Raw genomic sequence first — 20,999 nt, 5'->3', positions numbered from 1 at the left:
GCCGCGGGAGAGGGGACCGATGGGCACACCGCAGGCCCTGGGCGGGCTGCCGCTGGCGCCCGTCGCGCCCCGGCCCGAGCTGGCGCCGACCTCGCCGCGGGTCGGCGAGATCATCGCCGTCGCGCGGGAGGTGTTGGAGCACGAGGGCGCGGCGGCGCTGACGATGCGCCGGCTCGGCGAGCTGCTGGGCATCCGCGCGCCCTCGCTGTACAAACACCTCGCCGGCAAGACGCAGCTGGAGACCATGCTGGTCGACGCCGCCCTCGTCGAGACCGGTGACCTGCTGCACGGCGTCGTCGACCGCGCCGACGCCGCGGGCGTGCTCGGCGACCTGCTGGCGGCCTACCGCGCGCACGCCCGCGCGCAGCCGAACCTCTACCGGCTGGTCACCGCCGGCCCGCTGCGCCGCGATCAGCTCACCGCGGGTGTGGAGGAGTGGGCGGGCGAGCCGTTCTACCGGGCCACGGGGGAGCCCTATCTCGCGCAGGCGCTGTGGGCGGCGGCGCACGGCACGATCATCCTCGAGCTGGACGGCCGGTACCTGCCGGGCTCGGACCTGGATCGGACCTGGGCCGCGCTGACCGCCGCCTTCCGCCGGCCCGTCGACGACGACCGCTCAGGCTGAGCCCCGCCCGCCCCGCGGCTCACCGGTCACCTCGATCGGGCTCGGCGGCGGCCTCAGTTGCGTTGGATGACGTCGGCGAGCACGTCGTCGATCCGCTTGAGCAGGGCCGGGTCGAGGGTCACCCCGGCGGCCTTGACGTTCTCCCGCACCTGCTCCGGCCGGGAGGCGCCGATGATCGCCGAGGCGACGTTGTCGTTCTGGAGCACCCAGGCGACGGCGAGCTGGGCCATGCTCAGGTCGGCGTCCGCGGCGATCGGGCGCAGGTTCTGCACCGCGGCCAGGACGTCGTCGTTGAGCAGCCGGGCGATGAACGTCGCGCCGGCTCCGCCGGTGGCGCGGCTGCCGCTCGGCGGGGGCTGGCCGGGCAGGTACTTGCCGGTCAGCACGCCCTGCGCGATCGGCGACCAGACGATCTGGGAGATGCCGGCCTGCTCGCTGGCGGGCACCACCTCGGCCTCGATGGTGCGCCACAGCATCGAGTACTGCGGCTGGTTGGAGATGATCCGGTCCAGGCCCAGCTCGCCCGCGATGCGCACCGCGTCGGTGATCTGCTCGGCGGTCCACTCGGAGACCCCGATGTAGAGCACCTTGCCGGCGCGGACCAGGTCGTCGAAGGCCCGCAGCGTCTCCTCCAGCGGCACCGTCGGGTCGTAGCGGTGCGCCTGGTAGAGATCGAGATGGTCGGTGCGCAGCCGGCGCAGCGAGGCATGGGCGGACTCGATGATGTGCTTGCGCCCGAGGCCCCTGTCGTTCTCACCGGGGCCGGTCGGCCAGTAGACCTTGGTGAACAGCTCGTAGGACTCCCGGCGCACGCCGTGCAGGGCGTCGCCCAGCACGCTCTCGGCGCGGGTGCCCGCGTACACGTCCGCGGTGTCGAAAGTCGTGATGCCCTCGTCGAGGGCGGCGCGTACGCATGCCGTCGCCGCGTCCGCCTCGATCTGATCACCGTGGGTGATCCAGTTTCCGTAGGAGATCTCGCTGACGGACAGGCCGGTGCGTCCCAGGCGTCGATGTTTCACGTCACAAACCTACGACGGACCCACCCGGAAGGGGATGCACATACCGGTGAGCGGACTAGTGCCGCGAGTCGCCGCGAGACACCCGAGGCCGGGGCAGGCGCCACCGTCGCGGCAGCAGGGCCCGCTGCGCCGCGTAGGCGCGCACCCGCACCCGCGAGTCCGGGTAGCGCTCGGCGACCTTGCGGCTGACCTGCCAGGAGAGCACGATCGAGTCGACGACGACCGCGATGATGCCGATCAGCATCAGCAGGGTCGCGGCGAGCCGCACGACGCCGTTCGGGATCAGCCCGCCGACGAAGTAGACGACGGCGGCCACCAGGAAGAACGGCCCGACGGTGATCCGGGTGTCAACGAGGTCGCGGGCCAGCACCCGCTCCGGGGCCCGTTCGCGCGGCGGCAGCCGGCTGACGTCCCCGGACATCATCGCCGCCCGGTACTCCTGGCTCTGCCGGCGCCGGGAGGACTTGGCGTCCTGGCGGCTCGCACCCTTGCCCGTGGGCGCGGCGCTCTTGCCCCGGGAGGCCCGGGCGTCCGAGCGCTTCGGCGTGGGCCGCCCCTTCGCCGCGGTGCGCCGCGGGTCGGCCGACGGGTCCAGCTCGACCGGTTCGACCTGCTCGGCGAGCGGTTCGGCGTCGACCTCGGCGGGGCCACGCCGCTTCAGCAGGGCCATCAGGGCAGTGCCAACATCTGATCGAGTGCCTTCCGGGCAAAGGTGGCCACGTCCGGGTCGACGGCGATCTGGTTGACCGTCTCGCCGCGGACGAGTGACTCCAGCGCCCAGACGAGGTGCGGCATGTCGATCCGGTTCATGGTGGAGCAGAAACACACCGTACGGTCCAGGAAGACGATGGTCTTGTCGGGGTGCCGCTTCGCCAGCCGCCGCACGAGGTTCAGCTCGGTGCCGATGGCGAACGCCGCGCCGGCCGGGGCGGCGTCGACGACGGAGATGATGTATTCCGTGGAGCCGACCAGGTCGGCCGCGGTGACGACCTCCCGGCGGCACTCCGGGTGCGCGAGCACGGTGACTCCGGGGACGCGGGCGCGCACCTCGTCCACGCTGTCGCGGGTGAAGCGCCCGTGCACCGAGCAGTGCCCGCGCCAGAGGATCATCTTTGCCTCGCGCAGCTGGCGGTGGGTCAGTCCGCCGCCGGGCCGGTGCGGGTCGTAGACGACGCAGTCCGCCTCGGTCATCCCCAGCTCGCCGACGGCGGTGTTGCGCCCGAGGTGCTGGTCGGGCAGAAACAGCACCTTCGTCCCGCCGCGCTCGCCGAACGCCCACTCCAGCGCCCGCCGGGCGTTCGAGGAGGTGCAGATCGTGCCGCCGTGGCGGCCGGTGAACGCCTTGATGGCGGCCGAGGAGTTCATGTAGCTGACCGGGACGGTGTCCGCGGCGACGCCGGCGTCGAGCAGGTCGTCCCAGGCCTGCTCGACCTGCTCGGCGGTGGCCATGTCGGCCATCGAGCAGCCGGCGGCGAGATCGGGCAGGATGACCCGCTGGTGCGCGCCGGTGAGGATGTCGGCGCTCTCCGCCATGAAGTGCACGCCGCAGAAGATGATTGCCTCGGCCTGAGGGCGGGCGGCGGCCTGCTGGGCGAGCTTGAACGAGTCGCCGGTCACATCGGCGAATGTGATGACCTCGTCGCGCTGGTAGTGATGCCCCAGGATGAAGACCCGGTCACCGAGCGCGGTCTTTGCGGCGGCGGCGCGGGCCGCGAGGGTGGGGTCCGCGGCGGGAGGCAACTCCCCGGGGCAGTCGACGCCACGCTCGCTCGCCGGATCCGACCCGCGGCCGAGCAGCAGCAGGGCCAGGGGAGACGGGGCGACGCCCACCTGCGCGAGGGCCGGATCCCCACCCAGGGTCGGATTGATGGTCATGGCGCTCCTCCGGTCGACCGGCCCGCAGCCTGGCCGCCTGGTCGTCCGCGCCGACCGACCGGCGATCCCGCCGGGGCCGTCCGCGAATGGTCGATGAGACTCTAACTCCCCGCGGCCATCGTATGCGGAGCTCCGCCGGTCGGACGCCGGCTTGTCCGGGTTGCCGGTCTGGTTCCGTCATGAGCGTGAACACAGTCACGAATGTGACCTGAGGTGATCGGCGTCTCGTGGCCCACGAGTCGGCACCATGGCCGGGTCCCGATGGCGTCGCTACGATGGGAAGCGGATCCAGTCCCATGGTGTTGAGCATGAACGTCGGCGCAGACGCTGTGCCGTGTCCGAGGCGCCGGCCGAGGCGACTCGGCTGGTTGCAGGCAGTACCCGACCGGATGCAACCGACCGGAAGCGCAGTACCCGACCGGAACCAGTGAGCCTGGTACGCCAGGCACGTCCAGCAAGGGCAGGAGTAGTCCTTATGACCGTTCAGGACACGACGGAGACCGCGACGCAGTCCTCGACCGTCAACCTCACCGACATGGCTGCCGGCAAGGTCAAGAACCTGCTGGAGCAGGAGGGCCGCGATGACCTCAAGCTGCGCATCGCGGTGCAGCCCGGGGGCTGCTCCGGAATGCGCTACCAGCTCTTCTTCGACGAGCGCTCCCTCGACGGTGACACCGTCCTGGACTTCTCCGGTGTCAAGGTCGTCCTTGACCGGATGAGCTCCCCGTACCTCGGCGGTGCGACGATTGACTTCGTCGACACCATCGAGAAGCAGGGCTTCACCATCGACAACCCGAACGCGCAGGGTTCCTGCGCCTGCGGCGACTCGTTCCACTGATCGACTGAGCGGTCGCCCCTGTGTGCCGTTCGTGACCGCCCCTGACCCTGGTGCATTCCTCTCACCAGCGGCACGGGGGGTCGTAGTCGGCATCCCGACGACGCCGCGACATAGATCCTGACGAAGAAGCCCGGCTCGAGCCACCACGGTCGGGCCGGGCTTCTTCGTCTCCCGGCTGCTCCGGGCTGGGTCGGGTGACGGTAGGCTCCACGATCGTGCGTATTGCCGTGACGGGTTCCATTGCCACCGACCACCTCATGCGCTTTCCGGGGCGGTTCGCCGAGCAGCTGCTCGCCGACCAGCTCCACAGCGTGTCGCTGTCCTTCCTCGTCGACGAACTCGTGATCCGCCGCGGTGGGGTGGCGGCCAACATCGCATTCGGTCTGGGCCGGCTCGGCCTGCACCCGATCCTCGTCGGTGCCGTCGGGGAGGACTTCGGCGACTATCGTTCCTGGCTCGACCGGCACGGCGTGGACACCACCGCCGTCCGGGTCAGTGAGATCGCGCATACGGCCCGTTTCATCTGCACCACCGACGAGGATCTCAACCAGATCGCCTCCTTCTATCCGGGGGCGATGAACGAGGCCGCCGAGATCGAGCTCGGGCCGATCGCGGACCGTTTCGGCGGGCTGGACATCGTGATCATCAGTCCGAACAGCCCGGACGCGATGGTGCGGCACAGCCGGGAGTGCCGTGAACGCGGCTACGCCTTCGCCGCCGACCCGTCCCAGCAGTTGGCGCTGCTGGACGGCCCGCAGATCCGCGAGCTCGTCGACGGCGCGGCCTACCTGTTCTGCAACGAGTACGAAAAGGCGCTGCTGGCGAGCAAGTCCGGCTGGAGCGACGCGGAGATCCTGGCGAAGGTCGGTGTGCGGGTCACCACCCACGGCAAGGACGGCGTGGTGATCGAGGCGCCGGAGAGCGACCCGATTCGCGTCCCCGTGGTGCCCGCGCGGGCTACCCCGGACCCGACGGGTGTCGGTGACGCGTTTCGCGCCGGCTTCTTCGCCGGGCTGTCGTGGGAGCTGCCGCTCGAACGCTCCGCCCAGGTGGGCTGCCTGCTCGCCACTCTGGTGCTGGAGACTCTCGGCCCGCAGGAGTACACGGCCGAGCCGTCCGACATGCTCAAGCGGATCACCGAGGCCTACGGCGCCGACGCGGCCGCCCAGATCGCCGAGCACCTGCCCGTGATCTGAGCCGCTTCGGCGGCCGGGTTCAGGCGAGGCGTCGGATGACGAACTCCTCGCCGCCGGCCGGCAGCGGGCGCACCGCGACCAGGAGCTGACCCCGCAGCCGGCACCAGGCCGCCACGTCTGGGCCGGCGGCCGGATCGTCCGCCCAGAGGGTGACGGTGTCGCCGGGCGCCACCGAGCCGAAGGCGCGGGCGAGGTCGATGATCGGCAGTGGGCAGCGCCGGCCACGGGAGTCCACCGTGCCCGCCGGCGCGGCGATGGCCCGATCGGGCCCCGTTCCGGTGTCAGCCGGCCTGTCGGTGGTCATCGCCGGCCCATCTCCCTGCCCACCCGGCCGGTCGCGCGCCGGCCGGTCACGTGCCGTTCCGTGCCGGGCCGGGCGTCGGTGGATCCGGGTGACGTTGGTCGCCCGGCTGCCGGGCCCGCCGTCCCGGGCCGACCGGCCGCATGTCGCGGCGTCCTGGGCCAACCGGTCACAGCTCGTCCGCCCCGAGTCGCGCCCGTACGGCTCGCACGACGCCTGGCAGGACCTCGAGGAGGGCGTCGAGGTCGGCCTGGGTGGAATCGCGGCCGAACGACACCCGCAGGTTCCCGTGGGTCAGCGCGCCCATCGCGACCAGCACGTGGCTCGGGGTCAGGGTGTCGGAGGTGCAGCTCGACCCGGAGCTGACCGCGATGCCGGCCCGGTCCAGCTCGGTCAGCAGCGCCTCGCCCTCGACGTACAGGCAGGAGAACGCGGTGATGTGCGGCGCAGTCGGGGCCCGGTCCGGATCGCCGAGCAGCTCCACCCCGTCGATGAGGTCGGGCAGCCGACGCCGCAGATCACGGACGTAGCCGGCCAGCCGTGGGCCCTCCGCCGCGAGCTCCGCCGTGCGGGCGGCCAGTGCGGCGGCGGCGGCCACGATCGAGGGGACGTTCGGATAGCCGGCGACCCGTCCGCCCTCGCGCTCGTCGGCCGGCCAGGGGCTGCGCCAGCGGGTTCCCGTGCGCACCGCGAGGATGCCCACCCCGGCCGGGCCGCCGAACTTGTGGGCGCTGGCGGTCAGCAGGTCCGCGCCGAGCACGCCCAGGTCGACGGGCACCCGGCCGACCGTCACGGCGGCGTCGGTGTGCAGCGGGACGCCCGCGGCATGCAGGCGCTCGGCGACCTCGGCGACCGGCTGGACGGTGCCGACCTCGTGGTTGGCATGTTGGAGGCTGGCGACGGCGGTGCCGGGAACCGGCGCGAACGCGGCCGGATCCACCCGCCCGAAGCGGTCGACCCCCACCTCTACGAGCCGCCCGCCGGCCTGTTCGTGGTGCTGCGCCGCATGCAGCACGCTGGAGTGCTCGACCGCGCTCACCATGATCACATCGCCGGCGCGGCGGCGGGCCGCCGCGGTGCCGAGCAACGCGAGCGTGGCCGCCGCGGTCCCGCTCGCCGCGAAGCTGACCTCGTCGGGCCGGGTGCCGAGGACCCCTGCGACCGTCTCGCGGGCCGCGTCCAGCAGCATCCGGGCGCGCCGGCCCTCCCGGTAAAGCCGGGCCGGATCCGCCCAGCCGTCCTGAAGCGCCACCCTGAGGGCGTCGCGCGCCGCGGGGTGCAGGGGCGTGGCCGACGCATGGTCGAGATAGGTCGACACGGGTGTGACGCTACGCCGTGGCGGGCCCTGAGGGGTCGTGCGTCACAGGCCCTTGATGGGGCCTGTGGCGAGAAGCTGCCGGGCCGCTGAGATACGCTGCTGCCGCACCATCTACAGCGTGTCGAAGACAGCATGTCGTCCGGAGGGATCGACCGGGTTGACATGGCGTTTCTGGGGCTTCGCGGATGGCGGCGGACAGCCTCCGCCCCGTCGACGCGGGCCGCTAGTCGTGGGAGGCAGGACCTGGTGAGGAGATCCTTCGGTCGGACCCGGCCGTCGGTCGCGGATGTCGAGGACACGCCGACGACGCCGGCTGACTCTGGCAGCGCGGGCGGGGTCGCGAACGACGCGGTCGAGGCGGTTGGCACGGTCGGCGCCCATGAGAGGCGACGGGCGCGGCCGGGTCGCCGACCCCTGCGCCTGGTCGGCACGCTTGCCGTCGTGGGGATCGCGGCGACCGCCTGCGACAAACCCAACTTTGGCTACCCGGACGGTGTGACCAACCACACCCCGCGGCTGCTCAATATCTGGCAGGGCTCGGCGATCGCCGCGTTGATTGTCGGCGTGGTCGTCTGGGGCATGATCCTCTACGCGGTCGTCGCCTTCCGCAAGCGCAGCGACGTGCTCCCGCGGCAGATTCGCTACAACCTGCCCGTCGAGATCCTGTACACCGTCGTTCCCGTCGTGATCGTGGGTGCGATGTTCTATTACACCGCGCGCGACGAGTCGAAGATCACAAAGCTTTCGGCCCACCCGGACGTCACGGTGGACGTCATCGGCTTCCGGTGGAACTGGCAGTTCAAGTACCTCGACCCGGGCGCGGGCCACAAGGGGCCGAACCAGATCGAGGTCACCGGCCGGCCCGGTGAGCCCGCGGTGCTGGTCCTGCCGCAGAACCGCTCCATCCGGTTCGAAGAGTCCTCGCCGGACGTCATCCATTCCTTCTGGGTGCCCGAGTTCCTGTTCAAGCGGGACGTCGTGCCCGGTCGGGTCAACCAGTTCGAGCTCACCGTGACCAAGACCGGTACCTTCATCGGTCGCTGCGCCGAGCTCTGCGGGACCGATCACGACCGGATGAACTTCTACGTGAAGGTCGTGCCGCAGGACGAGTACGACAGGTTCATCTCGGAGCGGCAGAACGCCCCCGTTCCGTCGACGTCCGGCGGGACGACGACCGCCGCCGCCAGCACCGCAACCACTGCCACCACCGGGAGCGGACAGTGACCCTCGTGCAAGAACAGGGCGTCGGCCACGCCGAGCCCGAGCAACCCCACCTAACCAAGCGAACGAACCTGCTCGGTTATCTGCGCACGACGTCCCACAAGGACATCGCGGTCATGTACTTCGTGACCTCGTTCGCGTTCTTCCTGTTCGCCGGCATCCTGGCCATCATGATGCGGGCCGAGCTTGCGCGGCCGGGCCTGCAGTACTTCTCCAACGAGCAGTACAACCAGCTGTTCACGATGCACGGCACGCTGATGCTGCTGATGTTCGCGACGCCGATCGCGTTCGCTTACGCGAACTTCCTGGTGCCGCTGCAGATCGGCTCGCCGGACGTCGCGTTCCCGCGGCTCAACGCGCTGTCGTACTGGTTCTTCCTGTTCGGCAGCCTCACGGTGGTGGCCGGCTTCCTCACCCCGAACGGCGCGGCGTCGTTCGGCTGGTTCGCCTACTCGCCGCTGAACAACGACGTCTACTCGCCTGGGGCGGGCTCCGACCTGTGGATCGTCGGCCTGACGATCTCCGGTCTCGGCACCATCCTCGGCGCAGTCAACATGATTACTACGATCCTGACGCTGCGCGCGCCCGGCATGACGATGTTCCGGCTGCCGATCTTCTGCTGGAACTTCCTCGTCACCTCGATCCTCGTGCTGGTCGCGTTCCCGGTGCTCGCCGCGGCGCTGCTGGCACTGGAGGCCGACCGCCGGTTCGGTGCGCACGTGTTCGACGCCGCGAACGGCGGCGCGCTGCTCTGGCAGCACCTGTTCTGGTTCTTCGGCCATCCCGAGGTCTACATCCTCGCCCTGCCGTTCTTCGGGATCATCAGCGAGATCCTGCCGGTGTTCTCCCGCAAGCCGCTGTTCGGCTACAAGGGCCTCGTCTACGCCACCATCGGCATCGGCGCCCTGTCGATCGCGGTGTGGGCGCACCACATGTACGTCACCGGCGCGGTGCTGCTGCCGTTCTTTGCCTTCCTGTCGTTCCTGATCGCGGTGCCGACCGGTATCAAGTTCTTCAACTGGATCGGCACGATGTGGCGCGGGCAGCTCACCTTCGAGACGCCGATGCTGTTCGCCATCGGCTTCCTGGTGACCTTCCTGTTCGGCGGGTTGACCGGAGTGCTGCTGGCCAGCCCGCCGATCGACTTCCACGTCAGCGACAGCTACTTCGTCGTCGCCCACTTCCACTATGTGATCTTCGGGACCGTCGTGTTCGCCGCCTATGCCGGCACCTACTTCTGGTTCCCGAAGGTCACGGGCCGGATGATGAACGACAGGCTGGGCAAGATTCATTTCTGGACGGTGTTCTTCGGCTTCCACGCCACGTTCCTGGTGCAGCACTGGCTGGGCCTGCGTGGCATGCCGCGGCGCTACGCCGACTACGCGCCGTCCGACGGCTTCACCACCCTGAACACGGTCTCCTCGGCGGGGTCGTTCCTGCTGGCCCTGTCGACGCTGCCGTTCATCTACAACCTGTGGCACTCGTACCGCAAGGGTCAGCTCGCCGCCGTCGACGACCCGTGGGGCTACGGTAACTCGCTGGAATGGGCGACCTCCTGCCCGCCGCCGCGGCACAACTTCCGGACGCTGCCGCGGATCCGTTCCGAGCGGCCCGCGTTCGACCTGCACTTCCCGGCCACAGTCGGTCGGGTCGATTATCACGCGACACCTGAGATCGGTTAGGGGACGGTGATCGTATGAAGGTGGAAGGCATCATCTTCAGCTTCTTCGGCGTCTTCGCCGGAGCTGCGGCGCTGGTCTACTGGTTCTGGGCGAAGGACCCGACCGGCACCGCGGCGCTCACCCTCACCACCGGGCTGGGCCTGCTCGTCGGCGGCTACCTGATCTTCACCGGACGCCGGATCGGCATGCGCCCGCAGGACCTGCCCGACGCCGAGGTGGCGGACGGCGCCGGCGAGCTCGGGCACTTCACTCCCGGCAGCTACTACCCGTTCTTCATCGGCGCGAGCTCGGTGACGGCGGCCATGGGCCTCGTCTTCGGGATCTGGCTGCTCGTCCTCGGCCTGGCGATGGTCGTGGTGTTCGCGACCTGCCTCGTGTTCGAGAACTTCTGGCACCCCCCGGTGCCCGAGGACTGAGACGCGCCCCGCGGCTCGGGGTAAACCCGGCCGCGACCTCTGCGCCAGTGCGTGTGGGGCCGGCAGATGCTGCGGCATCGGCCGGCCCCACACGTGTCTTCCCTGCCCTTTCCGTGCCCAAATGAGCAAGGCAAAGGGGGGAGCTGTAACCCCGGGCAGTGCCCGGGGGCTCAGCGGGTGATGGCCGCGGCGGCCTGGCTGGCTTCCACCCAGCGCGCCAGGACCGCGGCGGCGGCGCCGGAGTCGATGGCGCTCGCGGCCTGGGGCAGCATGCCGGCGATCTGCTCGGTGATCGGCGCCTCGGTCGGGCCCGCCGCGGCGACCAGGGAGGCGGCGGCGGCGAGCAGCACCGCGTCGCGGACCGGCCCCGGCTCACCGGCCAGCAGCGTGCGGGTGACGGCGGCGTTGTGGGGGGCGTCGGCGCCGCGCAGGGCGGCGATGTCCGGCACGTGGATGCCGACGTCGCGCGGGTCGAACTGCTCGCGACGAGGTGACACGGCCGGGCCCCCGACTGCCTCGCCGGGGATCACCCAGACGGTGGACGTGGTCGTCGGGGTGAGCTCGTCGAGGCCGTCGTCGCCGCGGAAGACCAGAGCGCGGGTGCCACGGTCGGCGAGGACCTGCGCGACGACCGGCGCCAGGCGTGCGTCGGCGACCCCGATGGCCTGCGCACCCGGGTTGGCCGGGTTGGTCAGCGGGCCGAGGATGTTGAACGCGGTCGGGACGCCGATCTCGGCGCGTGGGCCGCCTACGTGCCGCATCGCCGGGTGGAAGATCCGGGCGAAGCAGAAGGCGATGCCGGCCACCCGCAGACACGCTTCGACGCCGGGCGGTGGCAGCTCGATGACCACGCCGAGCTCGGCGAGCAGGTCGGCCGAGCCGCAGGCCGACGACGCGGCCCGGTTGCCATGCTTGATCACGGGTACGCCCGCGCCGGCGACGACGAGGGCGGCCATGGTGGACAGGTTGACGGTGTTCGACCGGTCGCCGCCCGTCCCGCAGGTGTCGACCGCGCGTCCTCGGACGTCGTCGGGGATCCGCAGCGCAGCGGCGTGGGTGCGCATCGCTGCGATCAGGCCGCCGATCTCGGCCGCCGTCTCGCCCTTGGCGCGTAGCGCCACCGCGAACCCGGCGATCTGGGCGGGGGAGGCGGCGCCGGACATGATCTGGTCCATGGCCCAGGCCGTCCGCGCCGAGTCCAGGGACTCGCGGGCGAGCAGGGCGCCGATCAGCTCCGGCCAGCTCGTCACCGCGGTGACCGGCACAGCGGGTGGCCGAGCGGATGGCCCAGCGGATGGTCCAGTGGATGGCCCAGTGGGGGGCACGGTGGTCTCGATGGTCACCTGCGTCAGCCGGCGAGCTGGGCGCCCGTCAGCGGCCGCCGGGCCGCCGCGCCGCCGGCCCGTGCACGCAGCAGCGTCACGACGGACTCGGTGAGCCGGCCGGGGTCGACCGGGTGGGGGACGACCGCGTCGGCCTGCGACCAGGTCGCCAGCCACCGGTCGTCCGCCCGGGCGACGAGCAGGATCGTCGGCGGGCAGTCGGTCACCTCGTTCTTCAGCTGGCGGCACAGGCCCATGCCGCCGGTGGGGGTGGCCTCCCCGTCGAAGATGCACAGATCGGCTTCGTGGTGGTCGACGACGTCGATCGCCGCGGCGGCGTCGGCGGCTTCGACGAACTCCAGCGGGCCGAGGTCGGCGGCGGGCAGCCGACCGATCGCGGTGATGACTCGCGCGCGCACGTCGGCGCGGTCGGCGTAGACGAGGACGGTGCTCATGGCGTCCACGGCCTTTCGCATCAGGTGGCCACCGCCGGCCGGCGGCCCGGGGCGGACCGCCGTTCCTACCGGGACCGGACCCGCCGTGGGCGGGCTACCGGAAGCCGATGGGAAACGACCGGATGACCGGCACGATCCGCTCCGAAGATTACCCGGCCGTGGGGTCGCGTCATCCCTTCTCCACCGGGCCCGCCGAGCGGGCGGCGCCGCGAGGGCCCATCGCGTGGGTCCGCGGCGTGGGTCCACCGCACTCGGCGGCAGTCCGGGGCGGTTGCCAGAAGGTGGGAACAACAGTGATACTGAGATTCGTTCTCAACCAGTGGAGCCAGCCGTCAGCGACACAACCGGGCATGCGCCCGGGACGACGGGCCCTGTGCTCCGCTGCGACCGACGGGCGTGATCCCATGACCGACCTGGCTGATCTTCGACTGACCCCCCAACGGATGGCCGTCCTGGAGGTCCTACGGGCCGCCGACGACCATCCCACCGCGGCCGAGGTATACGAGCGGGTACGCCGCACCTCCCCACGGATCGGCAGCGCTACGGTGTACCGCACCCTTTCGCTGCTGGTGTCGACTGGTCGGGCGTTGGAACTCAACCTGGGCAACGGCGCGGCGGCCCGGTACGACGCCAACACCTGCCGCCACGACCACGCGGTCTGCGACGGCTGCGGCCGAGCGGTCGACCTCGATCACCCCGTACCGGACGGAATGATGGCGGAGATCGCCCGTCGCTCGGGCTTCGCCATCACCGGGTACGACCTGCAGTTCCGGGGGATGTGTCCGGACTGTCAGGCGAACAGCTCCGATCCGGCCCGCGCCGCGGGCGGGACCGGCTCACAGTGAACACCCATGCCAAAGGAGCGCTTCATGCCGAAGCTTGACGGCACCAAGACCCACGAGAACCTCAAGGAGGCGTTCGCCGGCGAGAGCCAGGCCAACCGGCGTTACCTGTACTTCGCCCGTCGCGCCGACATCGAGGGCCTGACCGACGCCTCCTCGCTGTTCCGCGACACCGCGGAGGGTGAGACCGGGCACGCCTTCGGGCACCTGGACTTCCTCGCCGAGGTCGGCGACCCGGCCACCGGCGAGCCGCTTGGCACCACCGCCAAGAACCTGGCCAGCGCCGTGGCCGGCGAGACCTACGAGTTCACCGCCATGTACCCCGGCTTCGCGAAGACCGCCCGCGAGGAGGGCTTCGAGGAGATCGCGGACTGGTTCTCGACCCTCGCCCGCGCCGAGAAGACCCACGCCGGCCGGTTCAAGAAGGCCCTCGACGCCCTCAACGCCGAGGAGACCGCCGACGCCTGATCGGCCTCGCATCACACCGGTGGCCGGCTCCGAGCATCCTTCCGTCGGAGCCGGCCACCGCCGGTGCGGCGCTCCCGCCCGCACCACCGTCGCCCCCGCACTACCGTCGCCCCCGCACCCGGATTACCCGACCACCGCCCCACCACTCGTCGATCACCACCCTCGCTTCCGGACAAGGAGGCCGCGCCATGGCGCTGACCGTCGCCGACATCACCACCGACCACCAGGAATACGCGGAGAGCCGCCCGCTGCTGCGCCGCCAGATGCTCCCCGTGCGCGCCGAGCGCCGCGTCCGGGTCGGTGACATCGTCCTCGCCGAGTTCGAGAACGAGCAGACCTTGCGCTACCAGGTGCAGGAGATGGTCTACACCGAGCGGCTGACGGCGTCGGCCGACGTCGCCCACGAGATCGAGGCGTACTCCCGCCTGCTGCCCGGCAGCCACGTCCTGACCGCCACCGTCTTCATCGAGCTCAACGTGCTCGAAACGGTGCGCGAGGAGCTCAGCCGCCTCGCCGGCCTGCAGCACAGCCTGGCTCTGGAGATCGGTGGCAGCCGCGTCGCGGGGGAGGAGATCCCCGGCCTCGACGAGGACCCGGACGTCCCGTCCGAGACAGTCTCGGTGCACATGGTGCGTTTCGTGCTGACCGACGAGCTCCGCGACGCCTTCCGCGACCCGGACGTCCCCGCCGAGCTCGTCGTCGACCACGCCGAGTACAGCGAGTCCACCCCGCTGACCGCCGCCACCCGCCGCGCCCTCATCGCCGACCTCGCCCTGCGCCCCTGACTCACCCCGCAGCCCGAGTTGTCAGGGCCCGCGAGGATTGCTCGATTCCGCCAAGCCTCGGACAGCACCGTCAGGACCTGACGGCTGGTCCGCCGAAGCGGGCATGCCAGGATTCAGCTCCCCTCTGAGATCAGACTGCCAGGGCCCGTGCCCGTGCCGAAACGGGCCGACGTCCCACATCAGGGCCAGCGATCCGGGGAATGGGTAGTTGGGTAAGTGCGAGGTCGGTGGCCGCTGCGGGCGGCTGGCGAGATTTGTTGCGGGTCATCCGTTCGGGGCGCCCGCGACCGGGTAGGCGAAGGGCTTACGGCACCTCACGTCAGCACGTTCATCCACGTCAAGGGAGTCACCCGTGACCGATGACCAGCTACGTCCCGACCTTGCCTCCGCCGGCCCAGGCGCTCCCGACCAGTCCCGCGGCGCTGCCGACCGCGACCCGGCCTATGCCGGCGCGACCGACCGCGGCGCCGGGCCCGGCGGGGCGCAGACGGCCGGTGGCCGGGCGTCCGAGCAGGGCGCGGCGGCACTCGACGCGTTGCACCGCCTGGCCGAGGGGGCCGACGAGCGTTCCGCGCTCGGTGACCTCGCCCTCGCGGATGTCCTGCTACCCGACCTCGGTAACGAGATCACCGACCTGTCGGAGGAGAGTGAGGTTCTGCAACTACCCGTCGCGGAGCGTCAGGACGGGACCCAGTTCGTTCCGACGTTCACCTCCGAGCAACGCCTGACCGAGGCCCTGCCCGACGTCGCCCGCTACCGCACGGTGCAGATCGCGACCCTCGGCCGGATCTGGCCGTCCGACGACCTGCTGCTGGCGGTCGACCCGGGTTCCGAAACCGGGATCGCCCTGCCGGCGGAGGGCCTGCGGGCACTCGCCGCCATGTCCGCCTGACCTGGTCGAGCAGTCCGCTCGACGATCCGATCGACGTCCCCGGCCGGGCCGATCCGCCCGGTCGGGGAGCGATGCCCGCGGGTTCGCTCGCGGCTTCTGGGCCGGCCACACGCCTTCCGCCTGGGTGTGAGGCCGGCCTCAGTCGTCTGGAAAACGGACTGCGCCAGCCCGGCAGGACCCACGGCGGCGGTCGCCGTCACCGGGCGCCGTCACCGGGCGCCGTCACCGGGCGCAATCGCCGATGTGGGCTGACGGTTCGACCTGGTGCCGTCAACTCTTGGTGACTTCCTGGCCGGCGGGCGGCGAGGCCAACGCCTGCCATCCGAGGTAGGTGAGGGGCAGTCGCATCTCCAGGCCCGTCATCCGGGCCCGCTCCTGGGCCACGGCCAGGATCGTCGGGACCGTCTGGCGCGTCACTGCGAGTCGCTGACCAAGCCGGTGGACCTTGTAGCCGTCTCGCTCGACCACGGCCCGTAGCGCAGCTTCCCCCGCGCCGGGGGCTTCGTGTGCGTCGGGAGGCTCGGCGAGGACGAACAGGTGGCGGAGCAGCACGGGAGTGCCGGGTGGATGGCCGGTGGCGGCCAGGGCGGCGAGTGCCGGACTCTCACCGGCGGTCGGATCGAACGACGAGGCGAGGACGGCGAGCGAGCCGTCGTCGACCAGGACCGGCGCTGTGGTGCGCTCGGCCCGCCAGGGCCATCGCATCGGCAACCTCGACTTCCTTCCGACCATCGAGTCGGCGGGCACGCGATCGGCTCGCCGTCCGTTCTCCATCTGCCGCCCCCTTTTCGCGCGGCGGGCGTCCGGTCGGACGCAGCGGAGCCCCACGATCGTCCCGATGCGTCCCGCGATCGTTCCGACCTGCCCGTCGATCGTCCCCAACTCGCCCGCCGCCCGGGTCCATCCGGGTGCTCGCGGCGTCCAAAAGGCGCCTTGACCTGCCGTTTCGGTCGGCGGGGGCGGTCGCAACACACGCGGGCGGCCACGTGGGCCGGGCCGTCCGGCCCGGGTTCGCCGGGCCGGGCGACCTGGCTCCTGCGGTGGACGTGCGAGGGGTGAGGCACACAACATCCGTCGGGCTGGCGCCGATCGTCATGGTTTTTTCGAACCTCGCCGCCGCGCCCCGAGGACCTGCGGTTTCGGCTGCGGCGCAGCGATTTGTGCGGTGAGTGGAGCGGTCCACGCGGCGGCTGGGACCGGTCATCGACGAGTCGTAGTCCTACCGAACGTCGAACCTACGGTGGCGCCTGGAGCATCGCGTGCCAGAATGACCGTCGTGGCCTCAGCCCCCGTCCTCGAGAAGGCTCCTCCACCACACCCGACGGCCAACCGTCCCTCGATGGTCTCGGTCGGCACGGTCGTGTGGCTGTCGTCGGAGCTGATGTTCTTCGCGTCCCTGTTCGCGATGTACTTCACGATCCGTTCGGTGAACAGCGGCAACTGGCCGCCGACGACGGGTGATCCCGTCGGTTCCGAACACGGTCCCGTGGAGTTGCACGTCGGGTACGCACTGTTCTTCACCGTGATCCTGGTGCTGTCCAGCGTCACCTGCCAGCTCGGGGTGTTCGCCGCCGAGCGCGGTGACGTCTTCGGACTGCGACGCTGGTACCTGATCTCGCTGCTCATGGGCCTCGTCTTCGTCGGCGGCCAGGCGAACGAGTACTTCGGCGAGAACAAGTTCACGATGTCCTCGCATGCCTACGGCTCGGTGTACTACCTGACCACCGGGTTCCACGGCTTGCACGTCATCGGTGGTCTCGTTGCCTTCGCCATGGTGCTGGGTCGATCGACGTTCGGGCGCTTCACGCCGGAGAAGGCGACATCGGCGATCGTCGTGTCGTACTACTGGCACTTCGTCGACGTCGTCTGGATCGCCCTGTTCGCGACCATCTACCTCCTCCAGTGAGCGACATGACTGAAACCCCGGACACACCGTCCGACACACCGTCGGACCCGCCGTCGGACTCCACGCCGAGCAAGGTCGCGACACCGGTCGCCACCACGAAGCGGTCCGCGCGCAAGCGTGGTCCTTCCGCGCGCCGGCGCCGGAGATCCTCCGCCCTCGTCCTCGTGCTCGGCCTGCTGGCCACCGGGGTGCTGTGGACGATGCTGGCTCCCACCGGCAACGCCGCGCAGACGGCGGACGCCAACGAGGCCGTCCGGCAGGGCCGCGCCCTGTACCAGCAGGGCTGCTCCAGCTGCCACGGCCTGGGCGCGCAGGGCACGAAGGACACCCCCAGCCTCATCGGCGTCGGCGCCGCCGCGGTGGACTTCCAGGTCTCGACCGGACGCATGCCGTTGGCCGCCCCGGCCGCGCAGGCCGACCGCAAGCCGCCGATCTACTCGGCGACGCAGATCGACCAGCTCGCCGCGTACGTCGACAGCCTCGGCGGCGGACCGGAGGTGCCCAAGGTCACCGACCAGGCGCTCAGCGACGCCGACCTGTCTCACGGCGGCGAGCTTTACCGGGCCAACTGCGCGCAGTGCCATCAGGCGGTCGCCCAGGGTGCCCCGCTGACCTACGGTAAGTTTGCGCCCTCGCTGAGCGAGTCCACTCCGACGCAGATCGTCGAGGCCATGCGTACGGGGCCGGAGTCCATGCCGGTGTTCGGTGACCGTCAGGTCAACGAAGAGGACGCCGTCGCCGTGGCGGCCTACGTCAAGCACTTGACCGACAGCAAGAGTCCCGGTGGCTTCAGCCTCGGCAAGTACGGCCCGGTGCCGGAAGGGTTGCTGGCCATGCTGGTAGGCATTGGCGGCCTGCTCGTGGTGTGCCTGTGGATCGGAGCGAGGCAGAAGGTATGAGTGACCAGACGGGCCCGGGGACGGCGGGCTCGGGCGGAGGGGACCAGCCAGGCGACTCCGCCCAGGAACGCGTGCACTACGCGGGCTACCAGGGTGAGCCAGCAGACAAGTCGGACCAGGACTCGATGAGCAGCATTTTCAAGCGGGCCAAGCACCCGGTCGACACCTCGGGCGCCCCTGCCGGGGGGTCGGGGATCTCGGCCGGGGGCCCAGACGTCCCGGCCGGCACCTCCGACGGCCCGGAGGCCCTGGGCACCCCGCCGAACCAGACGGATTCCACCCGCGATCCCGAGACCACGGTGATGCGGACCGGTGCCGCCGGGGTGGCCCAGCCGACCTACGGCACGCACGCTGGCGGCGGTGGCGGGGTCACCGTCCGCCCGCCGCGGGCCGAGGACGTCGACCGCCGCGCCGAGCGGCGGGCGGAGCGGCTGATCGCCTGCTGGTTCCTGATCTCGGTGGTCGGCACGGTCGGCTTCGTCATCACGAACTTCGTCGGTGACAAGCACCAGGCGTACTACACGCCGTGCCTGGGCTCGGCGCTCGGCCTGGCCGTCGGCGGCCTCGGCATCGGCATGATCCTGTGGGCCAAGCGGCTGATGCCGCACGAGCAGGCCGTCCAGGATCGCCACGAGTTCACCTCCCCCAAGGAGGAGATCGCGGTCACCGAGGCCGAGATCACCGCCGGCTTCGCCGACACCGGTCTCGCCCGCTTCCCGCTGCTGCGCCGGACCCTGCTGGGCGCCGGCACCGTGCTCGGCGGGCTGGTCGTGGTGCCGCTGCTGAACCTGACCAACTCCAAGCCGGGTAAGAAGCTCGACCACACCTCCTGGGTGAAGGGCTCGCGCCTGGTCACCGAGGACGGCCGCCTGGTCAAGCTCGGCGACATCTCCATCGGCGGCATCGAGACCGTCTTCCCGGCCATCCCGGTGACCGAGTCGGACGGCACGACCACCTACAAGCCGAAGACCGACGTGCACACCAAGGCAGACAGCACCACGATCCTCATTCGGCTGCCACCGGGTATCGACCGGCCGCGCAAGGGGCGGGAGAACTGGTCGATCGACGGTCACGTCGCCTACTCCAAGATCTGCTCGCACGCCGGTTGCCCGGTGAGCCTGTACGAGCAGCAGACCCACCACCTGCTCTGCCCCTGCCACCAGTCGGTCTTCGACGTGCTGGACGGCTGCCGGGCGATCTTCGGGCCGGCCAGTCGGTCGCTGCCGCAGCTGGCCATCGCCGCGGACGCCGACGGATTCCTCTACGCCCGCAACGGTGACTACGACGAGCCGGTCGGTGCCGCCTTCTGGGAGCGCTCATGACAACCGCATCCCCACCGGAGTTCGTCAAGCGGCCGACCCCGGTCCGCAAGGCCAACCGCGCCATCGACGAGCGGTTCGGCACCCAGCCCGGGCTGCGGCGCAACCTGAACAAGGTCTTCCCCGACCACTGGTCGTTCATGATCGGGGAGATCGCGCTCTACAGCTTCATCGTTCTGCTGCTCACGGGCATCTACCTCACGCTGTTCTTCGACCCGTCGAACACCGAGGTCATCTACAACGGCTCCTACGTCCCGCTCAAGGGCGTGGAGATGAGCCGGGCGTACGCCTCGACGCTGGACATCAGCTTTGACACCCGGGCCGGACTGGTGTTCCGCCAGATCCACCACTGGGCCGCGCTGATCTTCGTCGCGTCGATCGTCGTCCACCTGTTCCGGGTGTTCTTCACCGGCGCCTACCGCAAGCCGCGCGAGGTCAACTGGCTGATCGGGGTCGGCCTGCTGATCCTCGCCATCCTCGAGGGTTTCGCCGGCTACTCCCTGCCGGACGACCTGCTCTCCGGCACCGGTCTGCGGATCGCCGCCTCGATCGCCCAGTCCATTCCGATCATCGGGACGTGGGCGTCGTTCCTGTTGTTCAACGGCGAGTTCCCGGGCGATAATTTCCTGCCCAGGCTCTATGTGATCCACATCCTGCTGGTGCCCGGTGTGCTGCTCGCCCTCATCGGCGCGCACATGGGCATCCTGTGGCACCAGAAGCACACCGACTTCCCCGGCCCGGGCAAGACCGAGCACAACGTCGTCGGCCACCGGGTGTTCCCGGTGTTCGCGGTGAAGTCCGGCGGGTTCTTCATGATGGTCTTCGCCATGCTCGCCCTGCTCGGTGGGCTCGCGCAGATCAACCCGATCTGGATGTTCGGTCCGTACGACCCGTCGAAGGTCTCCTCGGCGTCCCAGCCCGACTGGTACATCGGCTTCCTCGACGGCTCGACCCGACTGATGCCGCCGTGGGAGTTCCGCGGCCTCGGCCATACCGTCCCGGCCGTGTTCTGGCCGACGGCGGTCCTGCCCGGCATCCTGTTCACGCTGCTGGCGCTCTACCCGTTCCTGGAGGCCAGGTTCACCGGCGACACCAAGTCGTACAACCTGCTCCAGCGGCCTCGGGAGGCGCCGACCAGGACCGCGCTCGGTGCGATGTCGATCAGCTTCTACCTGGTCCTGTGGATCTCGGGTGGTAACGACGTCATCGCGAAGACGTTCAGCATCTCGCTGAACGCGATGACGTGGGCCGGCCGCATCGGCCTGATCATCGTCCCGCCGATTGCCTACGCGATCACCAAGAAGATCTGCCTCAGCCTGCAGGAGAAGGATGCCGAGGTCGAGCATCACGGCATCGAGACCGGCATCATCCGCCAGCTGCCCAGCGGGGAGTTCGTGGAGGACCACCGGCCGAAGCCGACCCCGGTGCCCGACCACCCGCAGGTTCCGAACGACCGGTTCGCGCTGCCGTCGGCGAACGGTCACGGTGACGGCGACGGCAAGGGCCTCGCCCGCCGCGCCGGTAAGGCGGTGAGCGGCTTCTTCGTCGAGGAGAAGGAGACCGGCCCCGGCGGTCCGAGCACCCCGGTCGGTGGCGGCAAGCACTGAACAACCTGAACAA

The 20,999-nt window shown here is 70.6% G+C and carries 22 protein-coding genes; 14 read left to right on the top strand and 8 right to left on the bottom strand.

Annotation, left to right across the window (positions count from 1 at the left end; genetic code table 11):
* Positions 1-19 precede the first annotated feature (19 nt).
* Positions 20-625, top strand: a complete 606-nt coding sequence (locus tag NBZ83_RS02560; RefSeq protein WP_261565853.1) for a TetR/AcrR family transcriptional regulator — start codon at positions 20-22, stop codon at positions 623-625.
* Positions 626-678: 53 nt separating this feature from the next.
* Here NBZ83_RS02560 and NBZ83_RS02555 read toward each other — a convergent pair whose 3' ends face one another.
* The 3 genes from NBZ83_RS02555 to nadA are packed head-to-tail and all read right to left on the bottom strand — an operon-like array spanning position 679 to position 3,519.
* Positions 679-1,644: an aldo/keto reductase family protein gene (locus NBZ83_RS02555; protein ID WP_261565851.1), complete on the bottom strand. Its 966-nt coding sequence runs from the start codon at positions 1,642-1,644 to the stop codon at positions 679-681.
* Positions 1,645-1,699: 55 nt separating this feature from the next.
* Complete coding sequence (locus NBZ83_RS02550; protein WP_261565849.1) at positions 1,700-2,314, bottom strand: DUF3043 domain-containing protein; 615 nt, start codon at positions 2,312-2,314, stop codon at positions 1,700-1,702.
* The gene (gene nadA / locus NBZ83_RS02545; protein ID WP_261574247.1) at positions 2,314-3,519 is read right to left on the bottom strand and encodes a quinolinate synthase NadA; all 1,206 of its coding nucleotides are present in this window, start codon (positions 3,517-3,519) and stop codon (positions 2,314-2,316) included. The genes NBZ83_RS02550 and nadA overlap by 1 nt, the downstream gene beginning before the upstream one ends.
* Before the next feature lie 475 nt (positions 3,520-3,994).
* Here nadA and erpA point away from each other — a divergent pair, with 475 nt between their 5' ends.
* Together erpA and NBZ83_RS02535 are read left to right on the top strand one after the other, a co-directional pair.
* On the top strand, positions 3,995-4,357 hold the full coding sequence (gene erpA, locus NBZ83_RS02540) for an iron-sulfur cluster insertion protein ErpA (RefSeq protein WP_261565846.1): 363 nt from the start codon (positions 3,995-3,997) through the stop codon (positions 4,355-4,357).
* 215 nt (positions 4,358-4,572) lie between these two features.
* Complete coding sequence (locus NBZ83_RS02535) at positions 4,573-5,553, top strand: carbohydrate kinase family protein (protein ID WP_261565844.1); 981 nt, start codon at positions 4,573-4,575, stop codon at positions 5,551-5,553.
* 19 nt (positions 5,554-5,572) lie between these two features.
* Here the strand turns inward: NBZ83_RS02535 and NBZ83_RS02530 are convergent, their stop codons facing one another.
* Both NBZ83_RS02530 and NBZ83_RS02525 read right to left on the bottom strand, forming a co-directional pair.
* A complete protein-coding gene (locus NBZ83_RS02530) occupies positions 5,573-5,857 on the bottom strand; it encodes a sulfurtransferase TusA family protein (RefSeq protein ID WP_261565843.1) in 285 nt (94 codons plus the stop codon).
* Positions 5,858-6,023: 166 nt separating this feature from the next.
* Positions 6,024-7,172, bottom strand: coding sequence for a cysteine desulfurase family protein (locus NBZ83_RS02525; RefSeq protein WP_261565841.1), 1,149 nt, complete (start codon positions 7,170-7,172; stop codon positions 6,024-6,026).
* Positions 7,173-7,418: 246 nt separating this feature from the next.
* Between NBZ83_RS02525 and ctaC the strand changes: the two genes are divergently transcribed.
* The 3 genes from ctaC to ctaF are packed head-to-tail and all read left to right on the top strand — an operon-like array spanning position 7,419 to position 10,491.
* On the top strand, positions 7,419-8,396 hold the full coding sequence (ctaC, locus tag NBZ83_RS02520) for an aa3-type cytochrome oxidase subunit II (RefSeq protein WP_261574246.1): 978 nt from the start codon (positions 7,419-7,421) through the stop codon (positions 8,394-8,396).
* Positions 8,393-10,075, top strand: a complete 1,683-nt coding sequence (gene ctaD, locus NBZ83_RS02515; protein WP_438803140.1) for an aa3-type cytochrome oxidase subunit I — start codon at positions 8,393-8,395, stop codon at positions 10,073-10,075. Before ctaC ends, ctaD begins: the two co-directional genes overlap by 4 nt.
* Before the next feature lie 14 nt (positions 10,076-10,089).
* A complete protein-coding gene (gene ctaF / locus NBZ83_RS02510) occupies positions 10,090-10,491 on the top strand; it encodes an aa3-type cytochrome oxidase subunit IV (protein WP_261565838.1) in 402 nt (133 codons plus the stop codon).
* A 170-nt stretch (positions 10,492-10,661) separates the two neighbouring features.
* On the opposite strand, the gene trpD is transcribed toward ctaF, so the two are convergent.
* Both trpD and NBZ83_RS02500 read right to left on the bottom strand, forming a co-directional pair.
* A complete protein-coding gene (gene trpD, locus NBZ83_RS02505) occupies positions 10,662-11,741 on the bottom strand; it encodes an anthranilate phosphoribosyltransferase (protein ID WP_261565836.1) in 1,080 nt (359 codons plus the stop codon).
* Positions 11,742-11,839: 98 nt separating this feature from the next.
* Positions 11,840-12,268, bottom strand: coding sequence for a hypothetical protein (locus tag NBZ83_RS02500; protein WP_261565903.1), 429 nt, complete (start codon positions 12,266-12,268; stop codon positions 11,840-11,842).
* A gap of 404 nt (positions 12,269-12,672) precedes the next feature.
* On the opposite strand from NBZ83_RS02500, the gene NBZ83_RS02495 reads away from it, so the two are divergent.
* The 4 genes from NBZ83_RS02495 (at position 12,673) to NBZ83_RS02480 (ending at position 15,255) form a co-directional block, all read left to right on the top strand.
* A complete protein-coding gene (locus NBZ83_RS02495; RefSeq protein ID WP_261565834.1) occupies positions 12,673-13,113 on the top strand; it encodes a Fur family transcriptional regulator in 441 nt (146 codons plus the stop codon).
* 24 nt (positions 13,114-13,137) lie between these two features.
* Positions 13,138-13,578, top strand: coding sequence for a rubrerythrin family protein (locus NBZ83_RS02490; protein ID WP_009742898.1), 441 nt, complete (start codon positions 13,138-13,140; stop codon positions 13,576-13,578).
* Between the two features lie 188 nt (positions 13,579-13,766).
* Entirely contained in the window at positions 13,767-14,363 is a 597-nt protein-coding gene (locus NBZ83_RS02485; RefSeq protein WP_261565832.1) for a DUF3501 family protein, read from the top strand.
* Between the two features lie 352 nt (positions 14,364-14,715).
* A complete protein-coding gene (locus NBZ83_RS02480) occupies positions 14,716-15,255 on the top strand; it encodes an SseB family protein (RefSeq protein WP_261565830.1) in 540 nt (179 codons plus the stop codon).
* A gap of 270 nt (positions 15,256-15,525) precedes the next feature.
* Here the strand turns inward: NBZ83_RS02480 and NBZ83_RS02475 are convergent, their stop codons facing one another.
* Positions 15,526-15,960, bottom strand: coding sequence for a hypothetical protein (locus NBZ83_RS02475; RefSeq protein ID WP_261565901.1), 435 nt, complete (start codon positions 15,958-15,960; stop codon positions 15,526-15,528).
* Between the two features lie 562 nt (positions 15,961-16,522).
* Here NBZ83_RS02475 and ctaE point away from each other — a divergent pair.
* The 4 genes from ctaE to qcrB are packed head-to-tail and all read left to right on the top strand — an operon-like array spanning position 16,523 to position 20,986.
* The gene (gene ctaE, locus NBZ83_RS02470; protein ID WP_261565829.1) at positions 16,523-17,161 is read left to right on the top strand and encodes an aa3-type cytochrome oxidase subunit III; all 639 of its coding nucleotides are present in this window, start codon (positions 16,523-16,525) and stop codon (positions 17,159-17,161) included.
* Between the two features lie 5 nt (positions 17,162-17,166).
* Positions 17,167-18,060, top strand: coding sequence for a cytochrome bc1 complex diheme cytochrome c subunit (gene qcrC / locus NBZ83_RS02465; protein WP_261565827.1), 894 nt, complete (start codon positions 17,167-17,169; stop codon positions 18,058-18,060).
* Positions 18,057-19,382: a cytochrome bc1 complex Rieske iron-sulfur subunit gene (qcrA, locus tag NBZ83_RS02460; protein WP_261565825.1), complete on the top strand. Its 1,326-nt coding sequence runs from the start codon at positions 18,057-18,059 to the stop codon at positions 19,380-19,382. The genes qcrC and qcrA overlap by 4 nt, the downstream gene beginning before the upstream one ends.
* A complete protein-coding gene (gene qcrB / locus NBZ83_RS02455) occupies positions 19,379-20,986 on the top strand; it encodes a cytochrome bc1 complex cytochrome b subunit (protein ID WP_261565823.1) in 1,608 nt (535 codons plus the stop codon). The genes qcrA and qcrB overlap by 4 nt, the downstream gene beginning before the upstream one ends.
* The last annotated feature ends 13 nt before the right edge of the window (positions 20,987-20,999 follow it).

It is taken from the genome of Frankia gtarii (assembly GCF_025403375.1).
In the GTDB taxonomy this organism is placed as follows: domain Bacteria; phylum Actinomycetota; class Actinomycetes; order Frankiales; family Frankiaceae; genus Frankia; species Frankia gtarii.
The sequence above is the reverse complement of the archived record's forward strand: the minus strand, read 5'-3'. Positions and strand labels throughout refer to the sequence as shown.